The following is a 15,749-nucleotide window of genomic DNA, read 5'->3' on the forward strand; positions in this document are numbered from 1 at the left end:
TGATGAGCACAAAAGCGACCCTTCAAGGTAAGACCGGCCAAACCGAATCGGAAGCTCTTTCGTTAATAAAGCAGGAAAATGATTGGCTCTTTTCGCAATTGCACATCGTGCAGGAGGCATTGGAGCGGCTGCACCGTGGGGAAGGTTTTTCCCTCTCGGGGGCGAGTGTAAAGCCAACGGCAGACGATGCCGAGTTGCAATACCTCGCGGCTGATCATATTCGGTGCATCCAGTTGCTTAAAAGCCAGAAAGACATCTATAGCCAAGTTTCGCAGCATACCTTGGCCAGCAGGTTGGGCAATATTTTGCTCCATGGCCTGAGCAGGTGGAGTTCATTCCTGTCCTTGCCCCGAAAATTGTGGGAGCTTTGGCAGGAAACGAGAGGGCAAACGCAGATAAAGAAATTGGGTGGCAAGAATTTCGAGGCGGTGATCTTGGCATTCAAGCAGGGGGGGCTGGAGGCTGTTGAAAGTCTATTGGCTTCAGTGTCGTCTGGGCCAGCCACACGGGCCAATGCACTGACAGTGCTCGCTCGCAGCTTCCTTGGCCAAGACCCATCTATGGTTGCAGAACTTGCTCGTCAAGCCTACGAGGTAGATCCACGATATTTCAGGTTGAAGTGGTTGGCATTTCGCTTACACGAAGCGGGTGAGCTCATTGAGGCTGAAGCCATATTGGATATCGCCGTCGAAGAGATTCAATTTAGTGAATCTGAGTCCAGGCAGGCGGAGCGGCTTCGCAGCGAAGCGAAGCGAGTGCGGGTGCGTCAGGCGTTGCAGATGCATAGCTTCTTTGAGCGTCAAAAAGAGATTATTGGCCAGGTGAGAAGTTTGTCAAAGTCGCATGGTGAGCAGGTTGCGCTGCTTAAGCAACAACGACTTGATATCGATGATTTGCGGACTTTGGTGGCAGAGAGGGAGCGGGAAGTTGAGCGCCTAAAAAAACATGCTGAGGATTCGACGACTGAAGGGGCACAACGTAACTCATCCTTAGTTGAGCGGGGCTCTGAGCATGCGAACTCGGGCAGCGACACCGCGCATTTGGAATTTTCTCATGTCCAAATCAAACGAGATCACATAGGGGCGGTCTGATTCCGATCTGTCCGCCTAGTTGAAAGGAAAAAAATGAAAGTTCTTACCGTCTTCGGTACGCGCCCGGAAGCCATTAAAATGGCCCCGGTGGTAAAGGCGTTGGCAGCAGATTCGACCTTTGATGCAAGAGTGTGCGTGACGGCACAGCATCGTCAGATGTTGGACCAAGTGCTACACCTTTTTGGCATTAAGCCTGATTTCGATTTAAATCTGATGGCGCCGCATCAGGACCTATCTGATATTACGAGCAGAGTGCTGCTTGGAATGCGTACGGTCTATCAGCGATGGACTCCCGATATTATCTTGGTGCATGGCGACACCACGACCACGATGGCCGCGAGTTTGTCTGCCTATTACGCTAAGGTGAAGGTCGGCCATGTAGAAGCAGGATTGCGTACAAACGACAAGTATTCCCCGTGGCCAGAGGAAATGAATCGGAGATTGGCAGGGGCAATGGCTGACATTCATTTCGCTCCAACCGAGCAGGCGCGTTCCAATCTTTCTGCCGAAGGCGTTGCCGCAGGAAGCATCCATGTGACCGGGAATACGGTGATTGATGCCTTGCTAAATGTGGCGAAGCGTGTTCGGGATGATGACGAATTGCGCGCCCGATTAGATGCTGATTTTGGCTTCTTGGATGCCCGCAAGAGGATGATTTTAGTTACCGGTCACCGCCGCGAGAATTTCGGAGTTGGGTTTGAGAACATATGCCTAGGCCTTCGAAAGCTCGCCGAACGTGGGGACGTGCAGGTGGTTTATCCAGTTCATCTAAATCCTAACGTGCAGGAGCCTGTGCGGCGTATCCTTGGGGGGCTAGCCGATGTCCACCTGATTGAACCCCAGGACTATCTTCCCTTTATTTATTTGATGAATCGAAGCACGCTTTTGATAACCGATTCCGGCGGGGTCCAAGAAGAAGCTCCTTCGTTGGGAAAGCCGGTTCTTGTGATGCGAGACACGACAGAACGCCCTGAAGCGGTGGCTGCCGGTACGGTCGCTCTTGTGGGTACCGAAAGCGAAAATATCTTGGGCGAGGCGAATCGTCTGCTGGATAACGTCGCCTCATATGAAGAAATGGCGCGCGCGCATAACCCATACGGGGATGGCCGGGCGGCCGCGCGAATAGCCGAAATTCTGAAATCCATTTAAATATAATTTGATATGTTCAACATCATCTCCATGATCGGCTTGGGTTACATCGGCCTCCCCACGGCTACTCTATTTGCTTCGCGCCGCAAGAAAGTTATTGGCGTTGATGTCAGCAAGCGTGCCGTTGATACGATAAATCAGGGCAAAATTCATATCATAGAGCCCGAGCTAGATATTCTGGTGCATGCTGCGGTGACTGAGGGATACCTAAGGGCGACGACGACGCCTGAACCAGCGGATGCATTTCTGATCGCGGTCCCTACTCCATTTACTGATCAGCATAAACCTGACCTTAATTATATTGGTGCTGCTGCCAAATCGATTGCGCCAGTCTTGGAAAAAGGTAATCTTGTTGTACTTGAAAGTACCTCACCGGTAGGTGCTACGGAACAGTTGGCCGAGTGGTTAGCTCAAGCTCGTCCGGACCTGTCCTTCCCCCAGCAGGCCGGAGATGCTGCAGATATCCAAATTGCATATTGTCCGGAACGAGTGTTGCCCGGGAGAGTTGTGCATGAACTGGTTTCGAATGATCGAGTCATTGGTGGCATGACAAAGACTGCCGCCAACATGGCTATGGAGCTGTACAAAACGTTCGTGGAAGGTGCCCTCGTCCTGACAAATGCCAGAACGGCCGAAATGTGCAAGCTCACGGAAAACAGCTTCCGCGATGTAAATATCGCATTTGCAAATGAGCTCTCATTGATTTGCGACAAGCTTGGCATCAATGTTTGGGAGCTGATTCAGCTGGCGAATAGACATCCTCGCGTCAACATACTGCAGCCTGGAGCGGGTGTGGGCGGCCATTGCATTGCTGTCGATCCGTGGTTTATTGTCGATTCTACTCCCGACCAGGCTCGAATTATCCGAACGGCCCGTGAGGTTAACGACCACAAACCCGAGTGGGTTGTCGAAAAAATAAAAATTGCTTTGGCCGACGCACTTGCGGAACGGCCCGAAGCAAGATTTTCTGACATCACACTTGCATGTCTTGGGTTGGCGTTTAAACCTGATATAGATGATTTGCGGGAGAGCCCGGCGTTAGCGATAACGAAACAAATCATGGGCATCGGTTGTAAGGTCCTCGCGGTGGAACCCAATGTGCAGTGCCTGCCAGAACATATGACAAATGACAGCTTGTCACTCTCATCCCTGGATGCTGCGCTTGCGAGCGCGGATGTGGTGTGTGTACTCGTCAAACACAAACCCTTCATCGAATCCTTGCAGAGCATCAAGTCACATGGCCGAGTGATCGATGTTGTGGGTTTGTTGGCAGACTGAGAAGAGGGGAGGGTGCGGGCGATGCAGCAATCCATAGTACGTCAAGCCGAAAAGGAGTTTCTTCAAGGGAACTTCCATTCTGCAATAGCGCTGTACAAAAAAATTGCAAACGAGATTGGCGAGCAGTACTTCAAAGCGAATGTTCTGCTTTGCGAGCGGCGTCTGTCGCAGATCCGGACGATGTCGGAGAAATCAGCTATTCCGCTAAGTTGTTTGAAAGTCGCAGCGGTGATGGACGACTTCAGTCACCATGCTTTCTCTCCCGAATGCCAACTGCTATCGCTTTCCGCCGACGGGTGGAAAGCGCAAGTCGAAGAGTTCGAGCCCGACCTTGTATTTATTGAATCGGCTTGGAGAGGGGTGGACGAATCTTGGCAGAGGAAAGTTAGCGATTATTCGTCAGAACTTCGAGGGCTTATTGACTGGGCAAAGCGCAAGGGTATAGCTACTGCCTTCTGGAGCAAGGAAGACCCCGTACATTATTCTCGTTTTCTGCCGGTTGCGCGGTTGGCTAGCCACGTATTTACTACAGATATTGATTGCATAGCTAAGTACAAGCGCGTACTTGGTCATGATCGGGTTTATCTGCTCCCATTTGCTGCTCAGCCGGCCTTACACAATCCTATCGAAACGGTAGAGCGTAGAGATGGTTTTTCCTTCGCGGGGTCCTGGTATTCTCGGTATGCAGAAAGGCAAACTAATTTCCGCACGCTCGTGGGCGTGGCACGGAAGCTCAAGTGGATTGAAATCTATGATCGCAATGGGGACCGGCCTTTGCCACATGATTTTGCTTTCCCTGAAGAATTCCATGGAGAAATAAAAGGGGCACTACCTTACACGGAAATGGACAAGGCCTATAGGGGGTGCCGCTATGGCATTACTGTTAACACAGTCAAACAGTCCCAAACCATGTTTGCCCGGCGTGCATTGGAGTTGATGGCATGTAATACGATTGTCGTCAGCAATTATTCCAAAGGTTTAAGGCAGTTTTTTGGCGACTTGGTTATCGCTTCGGATTCGTACGCAGAACTCGAGCATAGGCTAGCTGATATCGTGAGCGATGAGGTTTCTTATCGGAAGCTGAGATTGCAAGCTTTGCGTAAGGTCCTAGCCGAGCACACCTATCAGCACCGTCTGGCATACGTTGCAGAAAAGGTTTTAGAACGTCCGACGGCGATGAAGCCATCACGGGTCGCCATAATTGCGGAAATGTCGTCTGCGAAAGAAGGTGCCCAGTTGCTCGCAACGTTCGAGCGTCAGCTTGCAAAGGGGGTAGTTCTCCTATTGGTAGGGCCATCAGGTGTCGTCGACCATCCAAAAATTGAAGTGTTTGATAGCCGGTCGGACGCATCTGCTCGCGCTAATGATTTTGATTTTGTCGCACCCATTTCCGCCGTTGACTACTATGGAAGTCACTATTTGAGTGACCTTATTCTGGCGACAACCTTCTCCGGTGGCGATGGAATAACGAAGCGTACTTATTACGAAACCAACACCGATGGTTCTTTGGAATTGCGCAATCCAGGGTGTCAATACATACCCGTAAATACGGCGGCATGTCGCCGCAGTTTGTTGCGTCCTCAGTTACTGAGAGTTTGGGTTGAAGATCCCGCTCTGGCATTGCAAGATGCGGTTGTGGACTCGAATACCTTGGTCGCCGTCGATGAATTCAGTTACTGCGCCAATGGAGCTTCCCATCCAGATCAGCTTCTTGTCGACGCTCAGAGCGTTCTGAGGGTTGGTATGTCTCTCGTCGACGAGATACTGCCTTGGGCGGAAGCTATTCAGCCTCCGGAAAACGTCGATGGGCTGAGCCTTGAAGTTAAGAAGTGGTTTCCTTTACTTCCGAAGGGCATCGATGGGCATATTGATGTTCAGCTCGCGGAGCCTACCCAGGTGATCATCAAGAGTTCGCTTCCCGCAGATACTCATAAGTACCTTTACCTTAACAGGCTATTTCGTAGGTCCGAGCTGGGAGTCGGCCAGTATTTGACTTTCGTCGGGGATGGCGATGCGCAGATGGGCTTGAGCGTAGTCCTCGTCTTTCAGAATGAACGCAAGGAAAAGATATCTCATGTAATGGTGCCTCTTGCAGGTCGTGATGGGATCGCTCTACCGGCAGATGCAGTATTTGTGCGGATAGCCTTGCGCATCCAAGGTGCTGGATCAGCAAACGTCGGAAGGTTGTTTCTAAATACTGCAGCCAGTGATTCGCGAACACTATTGCCCTCCGCTCGTAATCTGGTTGTAGTTAGACATTATCCCAGCTATGACGACATCTATCGTTATGGTTTCGTCCATGCAAGGGTGCGTGCTTACCAAAAATCGGGCGTCGCAACAGACGTCGTGCGAATTGCCAGCGGCAAGTCTGTCTTCTTTCGTGAATTCGAGAATATTGATGTCGTTGAGAGCGAGATCAAGAATCTGGACGCCTGCCTAGCGGGGGGACGATACAACAGTGTCTCTCTGCATATCGTCGATCGTATGATGTGGGACGTAGTCCAAAAATATTTGGGCGTTGTACGAGTAGTGATTTGGGCTCACGGATCGGAGATACAGCCGTGGTGGCGTCGAGAGATGAATCATCCCGCAGATCAGATAGATGTTGCTCGCCGCGACGCGGATTCTCGCATGGATATGTGGCGCGAAATTCTTAGTTTGAGCCATCCAAATTTGCACGTCATCTTTATTTCCGAAAAGCAGGCATCCGAGGGGCTTAGTGACCTGCGCCTTTCGGCGGCAGCTACTCCAAATCTGTCGGTGGTCCATAACTTCATCGATGGCGATCTTTTTAAATATAGAGAAAAGCGCCCGGAGCAACGATTTCATTTACTCTCTGTTCGACCTTTCGCATCGTCTGTTTATGCAAACGATCTTACCGTCCGAGCAATTCAGTTATTGGCCAAAGAGCCATTCTTTGAATTACTCCGTATTCGAATTGTCGGTGACGGGCCATTGTTCGAACAAACCGTTGCGCCATTGCGTTCTTTCAAAAATGTGGAATTACATCAAGGGTTCCTAACTCAGCGAGAAATCGCACGACTGCATCAGGAAAGTGGCGTGTTTATAGTCCCCTCGAGAATGGACTCTCAAGGCGTTTCTAGAGATGAAGCGATGGCATCCGGTTTGGTGCCAATCACGACGAAAATCGCAGCGATTCCTGAATTTGTGGACGAGAGTTGCGCGTTTTTGGCGGGACCCGAGGATGCTGAGGGTTTAGCCGCTGCTGTTTGCCGATTGGTTAATGACCCGGACCTTTTCACGAAAATGTCGCGTGCAGCAGCACTTCGGGTTCGTTCCCAGTCGAATTATGCCTGCACGATTTCTCGGGAACTGGCGCTCTTGACGGGAACTAACATTCCTGGAGAGGCGGATTCTCTTCAAAGGATTGTTGCAAGAGAAGAGCGTTCCAAGCGAATAGCCTTGTATGGAGACGTTAATCTAAACGTTATGGACGGATCCGCCATTTGGGCCGCATCCTTTGCCGAAGTACTCGGGCTAATTGACGGCATTCGAGTTTCGCTAGTACTGAAATCGAGGATTCAACGCACGCAGATTATTTCACGACTACTGGATCTCACTCCGTCCATTCAATTAATTGAACCGCAATTACCGGTACAGAAGGGACTGACGCCAAACGAGGCGCTCGATTGGATAATTCAGTTGGATGGCGAGCAGCCGTTTTCTGCGGTTGTATTGCGCGGGCTGGAGGTGTGCCACAGGGCGGCACAGTCTTCTCGGTTTGTAGGCCGAATCTGGGCGTATTTAACAGACATTCCGCAGCAAGCGAATCAAATGAATGCTGAGGTACGGTCGAAGATCGACACTATTATTGCCGCGAGTGAGTTTATTCTCTGCCAGACGCCTCAGATGCGAGATTATTTCGTTGGCCAATTCCCGCAGGTGAAGGGGCGCGCAAAGCTGGTGCCACCAATGATTCCATCTATACCAAAATCAAACTCCGCAACCATTTCCAATACGCTATTCCGATACTGCTATGCAGGCAAATTTGCTCCGCGTTGGGGTATCCGCGAAATGTTCCATGCGCACAGTGTCTTGCTTGCCAGCCAGCACGAGGCAGAACTACATATATTCGGCGACAAGATTCACAACCCGCCGGACGATCCGAAATTTTATCCGAGCATTAGGGCGAATTTAACGTCTTCTGCCGGAGTTTTTTGGCACGGGGCGGTCGATCGCAATGAACTCCTGCGTCGGTTGCCCACTATGCATGCGTGCTGGGCATTTCGTGATCCGCACTTTGAGCGGGAAACGTTAGAGCTTTCAACCAAGGTGCTCGAGTATGCGCTTCTAGGGGTACCAATGATTTTGGCCAGAAGCCCGGTGCTGGAGGGGGTTCTTGGGACTGACTACCCATTGTTTGCCGAATCGGCAGAAGAGGCGAACTCTTTGCTTAAGCAGGTGTCGTTAGATTTGGCGCTACGCAAGTCGGCAGCGCAGAGATTAAGTCAGGTGGCCAGCCAATACACGTTCGAAGCGGTTCGTCAGCGATTGATTGCTGAAGGACTTTTCGATCTATGACTTTTCCGTATAACACATTTTCGACGTATGCCAGGGGCTAAGCGTTCTGAATCGATTAAGTTTCCAGATAATTAAAGGGGATCGACAAGCCAAATGACTCCAAATTGCGCGGATATATTTCTAGGGGGCGCCGTGGAGGCTTTTGCTTGTCAAGTGGTCATTATATGAAGGAATATTTCAAATGCTCAACGAACGTGATGAATTAATTGATCTGCTACCGGATGACTCTTCTCAAGCGACCGACCTCAGCTATGTGAAGGAGCTCTTGGCAGAGGCGGGCGCCCTTACTGTTATGGACCTAGGCTGCGGTGCTGGAAGAACATATGAGCTATTCAAGGAGATCAATGCCAAAATCGATTGGGTCGGAGTGGATATTGGCGATTCAGTAGAGTCCAGGCAGCGAGCGGTAGATGTTCCATTCAAAGAGTGGGATGGCTCAAGTATTCCCTTTGATGATGCATCCTTCGACTTGGTCTATTCCCACCAAATGCTGGAATATGTTCGTTCTCCAGCAAAAGTTATTAGCGAGATTGAGCGCGTTTTGAAGCCAGGCGGATTTTTGGTAGGGTCAACCTCCCAGTTTGAACCTTGTGTTACGGGCAGTCTATGGAATTTCAAACCTCTTGGCTTCAAAATTCTTGCGACAGATGCCGGCTTGCAAGTAGTGCAACTGCGTCCGGGAATCGATGGAGTGACGCTGATTGCTCGGGCGTTTTTAGGCAAGCCAAAGTATATGTCGAAGTACTTTGGTGCGGAATCGATTCTGAATAGTTTTATCGAGACACGTTACGCTCTCGATAATCTGAGCGCTAGATCGTTGACTTTTGAAAAAATGAAGTACTGCGGACAGTTTTCCTTCAAAGTGCGCAAACCCGATATCAAGCCTGCAAGTCTTCCAGTCATCACGTACCACCACCATCTTCCCAAAGAGATCAAGGAAAGAAGCGCTTTCAAAGATGGGACGGTCACAAATACCGTTGAGAGCTTTGAAGAGCAGATGGCGTGGCTGCATAAAAATGGCTACTCGTCGGTCCGGCTTGCGGACTTTGAGAAGTACGTAAATGGGGATTTTGTAGCGCTTCCCGAGAAAAGCGTTCTTATTACTTTTGATGACGCGCATTTGAGTGTCTCAAAATATTGTTATTCAATTTTGAAACGCTATAGGTTTACTGCGGTTGTTTTCGTAATTACAGGAAAACAACCCGATCACCCCGAAGAGAATCTGGACCCGAATCGGCTGCAATACGTCTCGAAGGAAGAGCTAACTTCGTTAAGCGATACGTTTGAGTGGGCGGCGCATACCCATCGGCTTCATTTTCGTGATGCCGAATTGACTTCTTATTTGGTATCCAAAGACGAGGACGAAGTTATTGCTGATGCGACGCTTTGCCGCGATCTATTGCAAGGAACTGAACATTTTTGTTTTCCCTATGGACAGTATAATCAAAACGTCGTAGATGCCCTCATTAAGGTCGGTTTCAAATATTTCTATACGACTGATAAGGGTAGAGCCTTCCCCAATTCGGGAAATGACGTTCACTTAATTCGTCGGTTGAATGTTTCTCCTCGAATGGACGTAGAGCAGTTTTCTAAGTTGATGAATACTGATCACATAATAGTCGGTGCGAGGAAGCTCTGACAAGCACGTGGTAAAGTGCTTTCTCGGATTGTGTGCGTTGTATTGCATTCACTTTCCGTAATTTTGGTGCGATGTCGGGTAAAAATAATTGATTGGCCGCGCAATTTCTGGCAGCGATGTTGTCCGTGGGACGGGCTTTGTAGAATTGACTCACAGGATAAGTTGGAATGGGACTTGCGAACCGATATGCGTTGTTGACGGTTGATACGGAGGCACTGCCCAAACGTGCCGAGGTGGATCATGTTGACAGATTAATCTGGGGCGTACACGCGCACGGCTCGGCCGGTATTCGGGAAATGTGCTCAATTGGAAAGGACTTCGACGCTAAGCATATTTTCTTTGTGGATATGTGTGGTTCTTATCTATACCCAAAAAAGATGACTGAAGTTGTTAAGTGGCTCGATGATGAGGATCAAGATGTGCAACTGCATCTGCATCCAGAGATACTACCTAAGAAATTTTGGATAGATAGCGGGCTGGATGCGGTTCCGAGATACATGAATGAATATATTTCGGAAGACCAGGCGACTAAAGTTGTTCGCCATTTTTCGGAACTACTTAGTGGTATCACGAGGAAAAATGTTCTTGCTTGTCGAGCAGGTTCGTTTAGATGGAATGCCCACTTTATCCGCGCTTTGGAAGTGGCGGGTATCTCGATGTCGTTCAATAATTCAATGCGCGCGCATATGGCAGGCCGTTCCCCGTTTGGGAGACCGACTAATCTTCCGTATCTTTGGTCTAATGGCGTTTTAGAAGTTCCAGTCACAGAAAGGAGAGTGCCGGCCAAGGGACGTCGGCCGGAGCGTTGGGTGAGCCTGACATATCCGGAATCTAGCTATTTCCCGTTTCGAACGCGGCTTTTCCCAGGTGCTCCACGCTTCCTACGAAGTGGACCTTCTCTCGCTGTCCTGCTTACGCACTCGTGGTCGTTTCTATATTGGAACGACCGAAGACAAGCTGTATATAGAGACGATCAGCGTTTGGACGAGTATCGAAACTTGCTTGCCCGCGTGTCCAGAGATTACGACATCGTCACTACAGCAGAGTTTTTAGACCTGCATGCTCGTGGCAAGATTTCTTTATCACCCTCAGTGGACGTTTCTCGGGCGGAATGAAGCGGGCCAGTTTGGTTCGAACGCCGAACATATTTCGGGGACGGATAGTGGTTTATGAAAAAAATGGAGTGGTAAGGGATGGCCGATCGTTACGCACTAATCACCGTTGATACGGAAGCACTTCCCAAGCGCGCTTCCGAGGACCATGTTAGCCGCCTGATGTGGGGTAAGCATGAAAAAGGTACAGCTGGTGTGCGCGAGATGTGCTCGATTGGCGATGAGTTTGGAGCTAAGCACGTATTTTTTGTCGACCTATGTGGTTGCTATAGTTATTTAAGCGAAGCGAGTGAGGTAGTGCGTTGGCTGGACGCGGAAGGGCAGGATGTCCAACTGCACACGCATCCGGAATATTTGCCGAAGAGTTTCTGGGCCGACTGTGGCCTGAGCGCCCGACCAGAATACATGAATCAGTATACGGACGACTCCCGAGCAGAGTTTGTGCTCAAGCACTTTGGTGGGCTGATTTCCGGGATTACAGGCAAGGAGCTGCGCGCATTTCGTGCTGGATCATTTCGTTGGAATGCTTGCACCATTCGTGCCTTGAATGCGGCAGCGATTCCCCTATCGTTCAATAACTCGATGTGCGCGGTTCATGCGAAACAGAGCCCCTACGGAGAGCCGACAAACTTACCATATCGTTGGTCGAACGGCGTTATTGAGGTGCCCACAACTGAAAAGAGAATTCTGCCAAAACTTGGGAAAGATGAGTGGTGGGCGCGCTTGACGTATCCCGAGTCGAGCTATTTTCGATTTCGCCCGTGGTGGGGAAAGTTATTGCTTGATGCCTTTAGCGGTGGCCCGGATTTCTCTGTCTTTTTGCTACATTCTTGGTCTTTGCTGTATTGGGATGAGAATGGCTATGCATCCTATAAGGATGACCGGCGGATTGATGGCTATCGCAAGTTTATGTCGCGACTTACCAAGGACTATGACGTCATTACAACGGCCGACTTCCTAGACCTATATTCACGAGGCAAGATCTCTACGACTCACACCGTTGATGTCGCTAGGGCGGAACTCAAACCGTCAATTGATAAGGTTTGTTGATGATGGCTCTGGTCGCCTCGTTTAGTCAACCCTGGCTTAAGCTAAACCGCCTTTTGACGTTTCAGCTTCTCGCTCGGAAAGTGCATTATCGTGCCCCCTCCATGCGTTATGAAGCGGATCCTGGGAGCCTATTGTATGTAGCCGCAAGCTCTTTGCCGTATCACTCGAGTGGGTATACGACTCGCACTCATGAGCTTGTGTGCGCTTTGCAGAAGGCGAGGCGCAATGTGCACGTGGTTACTCGACCGGGATACCCCTGGGACCGCAGGGATCGTCTGGTGGAAGCGGAGTCTGAAGAGACGGCGGTGGGCTATACGCATTATTATCATATTCGCCACCCCTGTAACTTGCGTCCGGTGCTGCAGTACTCCATACAGGGTGCAAGGTCGATAGCGCAGGTGGCTATTCGTAAACGGGTATCGGTGATTCATGCCGCATCGAACCATGTCAACGCGTTGCCGTCACTCTTAGCTGCACGACATTTAGGAATACCATTTCAGTATGAAATGCGTGGACTATGGGAACTTACGCGGGTCGCGCGGATGCCGAAGTACGAGGGGTCGCAGGGATACCGGCAGGGGTTACAGCTGGAAGGGCTTGTCGCACGAAGCGCTGACCGTCTGTTCGTCATTTCTGACCAGTTGGGCTATTTCGCCCAAGAGAAGTGGGGAATCCCGGCAGAGCGTATCGCATTGCTCCCCAATTGCGTAGACCCGGAGCGGATATATTCAGCTGATTCGGCTGATTTTGAACCCGACACCATAGGGTATGCAGGGTCGCTTATCTCGTATGAAGGCCTGGATACCTTGATTGACGCTGTGGCGCAATTAATTAAGCTAGGGAGACGAGTGGGCGTGAATATTATCGGCCACGGCGAAGCCGAACAAGAATTGCGTGAGCAAACGACGCGGCTAGGTTTGGATCAGCATATTCGTTTTTTTGGAAAGATGTCACCGATTGCCGCCCGAGAGAAGTTGAGTCGATGTGCCTTGGTTTGTATCCCTCGGAAGCCGCATAGTGTCTGCGAGATTGTGCCACCCATCAAGCTTGTAGAGGCGCTTGCTTTGGGGAAGCCTGTAGTTGTCGCAGATCTTCCCGTTTTACGCGATGAATTGGGGGCAACCCCTGCCGGTTGGTTCTTCAAGCCGGGTGACTTCGAGGATCTGGCAGAGGTAATTGATCGTGCGCTTCGAAGTCAATCCACATTTCCGGAGCTTGGCGCACGGGCGAGAGAACATGCGATTGCGCATCGTCGCTGGGAAGATTTTGTCAATGATGTACTGCCGATGGCGCAGAACGGGGAATTGAATGGTCGGCGGGTTGGTTAGAAAGTTGGGAGCGTTGTTCTATGACTACCCCAAGGTCGACGAGGACGCCTGTCGGGATGGCGCATTTGGCCGCCTGAAGGTCGCGTTGGTCACGGACTACTTTACGGCGGATTGCCTGTCGGCGGAGTGCCGGGTGCGCAATATCACCCCCAACAATTACACGGAAGTCATCGACACTTGGAAACCTGACCTGCTCTTTGTGGAGTCCGCCTTTCATGGCGTCGATGGTAGTTGGCGCTATGAGCTTGCCAAGCAATCCAAGTTGATGCGGTTCAGTCCTCCTAAGGCTATCTTCGACGTCGTTGAGGCGGCAAAGGCGAGGGGCATCCCGACCATATTTTGGAATAAGGACGACGGCGCATTCTTCGACGCATTCATTGATGTGGCGAAGGTATTTGATTTTGTTTTCACGACTGACAAGGACTGCATTGACGGCTACCGTCGCTACGTGCCTGGGCATGTGCCGGTCAACACGCTTGTCATGCCGTATCAGCCCGCGTACCACCAATTCACGGGCTTTGATTTTCAGCGCAATGAAGCCTGTTTCACCGGTAGCTACTACCGTCGAATCCTGAATGAGCGCAGGCGTTTTCTGGACATGGTGTTTGACGCTTGCGAGGCCGCGGCGCTGCCGTTGAACGTCTTCGACCGTAACCATGATCGGATGTCCCGCCATTTTGAGTTTCGCTTCCCGCGCAACGCCCAGTTGCGCATGCATTCGAAGGTGGCGCATCGAGACACGGCCGCGGTCTACAAGTCCCACGTGATTTCATTGAACGTGAACTCTGTGACGGCCTCGGAGACCATGTGCTCGCGGCGGCTGCTAGAGATTCTTGCGTGCGGAGGAATCGCGGTAACCAACCAGAGTCGTTCCGTTGACCGGTATTTCAGCGAGTACTGCCACGTTGTGACCACACCGGAAGAGGTTACGGAGCTGTTCTCGCGGCTGCGGCATGGTCCTTCGGAAGACGATCTGGCGCGCGCTGAAGCCGGGGCGGTGTACGTCAAGCAGAATCACACCTGGGCGCACCGTTTGCAGGAAGTCTGCGCGGTCGTTGGTCTCTGAGCGGAGACTGACGCAATGGCTGTGTTGTTCTCATATCTGGCTCAGGCTGTCTTCGTTCTGGTCGTGTTGTCCTTCGGTCTGTACGTCGTGCTTGAGCTGCGCGTGCTGTTGATTTCACGCAAGGTCGAACGGCGCAAGCTGGCGGCGATCGCTCAGGCTGCCGCGCGTTCCGAAGACCCGTTTTTTCCCCCCGTCAGCGTCCTCCTGCCCATCTGCAACGAATCCGCGGTCGTTGAACGTTTGATCGACGCTGCTTGCCGCTTGCGTTATCCCGCTGGCGCGTTAGAGATCCTTGTCCTCGACGATTCTTCCGACATTACCTCGCAGCTTGTCCTTGCCCGGGCGCAGCGCCACGCTGCTGACGGCGTCAATGTTCGCGTGATCCGCCGGCAGGACAGGAAGGGCTTCAAGGCCGGCAACCTGGTCCATGGCATTCAACAATCGACAGGCGATTTCTTCGCCATCTTCGATGCGGACTTTGTGCCGCCGGAGGATTTCCTGTTGAAGACCATCCCCTGTTTCGAAGAACCGAACCTGGGCTTTCTACAAACCGGGATCGGCTATGAAAACCGCGATGTGTCCTTCTTGACCCGCTTCCAGGCGATGGAGATGGGGCATCAGCAGTACGTCACGGTGGGGCTGAGTGAAGACGGTGACATGGCGTCGCTAAGCGGAAGCTCGTGTGTGTGGCGGCGTGCGTGCGTCGAGGCCCTGGGTGGTTGGAATGCCTCTACCGTGACTGAGGACGTGGACCTGGGCTACCGCGCCCAGTTCGGTGAATGGAAGTATGCGTACCTACGCGACGTGGTGTCCATGTCGATTTTGCCCGAGACCATCAGTGCTTTCCGTGTGCAGCGCGAGCGTTGGGGACGTGGCCTGATTCACAGCGCCTTCAAGCACGTGGGTCAAATGTTCCGCCAGCGCATGCCTGTGCTCAAGCGCCTGCATGCGGTGTCAATGATGTTCTCATCGGTCTTGCTGGCGTCCATCTATGTGCTCGTGCTGCTGAGTTTGCCGCTGAACTATCTGGTGGACTTTGATCAGGACGTCTTCAACTGGGGCGCGTTGGCTTTCTTTGTGCTGGTGACGGTGTGGTCGCTGGATAACGCATTCGGCGCACGCAAGGGCGCGCGTCTGGAAGACCAGCCCAGCCTGGCGCTGACGTTATGGCACAACTATCTGTATATCGCGATGTTCCTGCCGATGGCCTGGTACTACTTTGCCGGGGGGATACGTGCGCTGTTTGGGGTGTACGGCGAGTTTCACCGTACGCCCAAAGGGCAGGACGAAAAGCGCACGCGCTTACCGCGAATCAACGCGGTGTTGATGGCGGGGGAGGCCTTTACGTTCTGCTATTCACTGATCGCGCTGGGCGTGGCGCTGCACGAGCGCAACTACGTTCTGGTTCCGTTGAACCTGACCGTCTGCGTCGGTTTTGGGATGGTGGTGTTTTGGTCTTGGCAGGAAGCGCGCCGCCAACCGGAAGCTTGACGG

General features: G+C 51.6%; 10 protein-coding genes. All 10 read left to right on the forward strand.

The features are described from left to right. Positions 1 to 2 precede the first annotated feature (2 nt). The 10 genes from KYT87_RS13680 to KYT87_RS13725 all read left to right on the forward strand — a co-directional run bounded on the left by KYT87_RS13680 (position 3) and on the right by KYT87_RS13725 (position 15,746). Entirely contained in the window at positions 3 to 1,091 is a 1,089-nt protein-coding gene (locus tag KYT87_RS13680) for a hypothetical protein (protein ID WP_219992461.1), read from the forward strand. A gap of 33 nt (positions 1,092 to 1,124) precedes the next feature. Next, complete coding sequence (gene wecB / locus KYT87_RS13685) at positions 1,125 to 2,240, forward strand: non-hydrolyzing UDP-N-acetylglucosamine 2-epimerase (RefSeq protein WP_219992462.1); 1,116 nt, start codon at positions 1,125 to 1,127, stop codon at positions 2,238 to 2,240. Positions 2,241 to 2,252: 12 nt separating this feature from the next. Continuing rightward, positions 2,253 to 3,518, forward strand: a complete 1,266-nt coding sequence (gene wecC, locus KYT87_RS13690) for a UDP-N-acetyl-D-mannosamine dehydrogenase (RefSeq protein ID WP_219992463.1) — start codon at positions 2,253 to 2,255, stop codon at positions 3,516 to 3,518. A gap of 21 nt (positions 3,519 to 3,539) precedes the next feature. Continuing rightward, entirely contained in the window at positions 3,540 to 8,060 is a 4,521-nt protein-coding gene (locus KYT87_RS13695; RefSeq protein WP_219992464.1) for a glycosyltransferase, read from the forward strand. A gap of 181 nt (positions 8,061 to 8,241) precedes the next feature. Beyond that, positions 8,242 to 9,699, forward strand: a complete 1,458-nt coding sequence (locus KYT87_RS13700) for a methyltransferase domain-containing protein (protein ID WP_219992465.1) — start codon at positions 8,242 to 8,244, stop codon at positions 9,697 to 9,699. Between the two features lie 167 nt (positions 9,700 to 9,866). Next, positions 9,867 to 10,814, forward strand: coding sequence for a polysaccharide deacetylase (locus KYT87_RS13705; protein WP_219992466.1), 948 nt, complete (start codon positions 9,867 to 9,869; stop codon positions 10,812 to 10,814). 78 nt (positions 10,815 to 10,892) lie between these two features. Then, positions 10,893 to 11,861 carry a polysaccharide deacetylase gene (locus KYT87_RS13710; RefSeq protein WP_219992467.1) on the forward strand — a complete coding sequence of 323 codons (969 nt, stop codon included), beginning with the start codon at positions 10,893 to 10,895 and terminating at the stop codon, positions 11,859 to 11,861. A 2-nt stretch (positions 11,862 to 11,863) separates the two neighbouring features. Next, entirely contained in the window at positions 11,864 to 13,189 is a 1,326-nt protein-coding gene (locus tag KYT87_RS13715) for a glycosyltransferase (protein ID WP_370638772.1), read from the forward strand. Further along, the gene (locus KYT87_RS13720) at positions 13,170 to 14,255 is read left to right on the forward strand and encodes a glycosyltransferase (protein WP_219992469.1); all 1,086 of its coding nucleotides are present in this window, start codon (positions 13,170 to 13,172) and stop codon (positions 14,253 to 14,255) included. The genes KYT87_RS13715 and KYT87_RS13720 overlap by 20 nt, the downstream gene beginning before the upstream one ends. A 15-nt stretch (positions 14,256 to 14,270) precedes the next feature. Further along, entirely contained in the window at positions 14,271 to 15,746 is a 1,476-nt protein-coding gene (locus tag KYT87_RS13725) for a glycosyltransferase (RefSeq protein WP_219992470.1), read from the forward strand. The last annotated feature ends 3 nt before the right edge of the window (positions 15,747 to 15,749 follow it).

Source organism: Achromobacter sp. ES-001, from assembly GCF_019448355.1.
Classification (GTDB): Bacteria; Pseudomonadota; Gammaproteobacteria; order Burkholderiales; family Burkholderiaceae_B; genus Achromobacter; species Achromobacter spanius_B.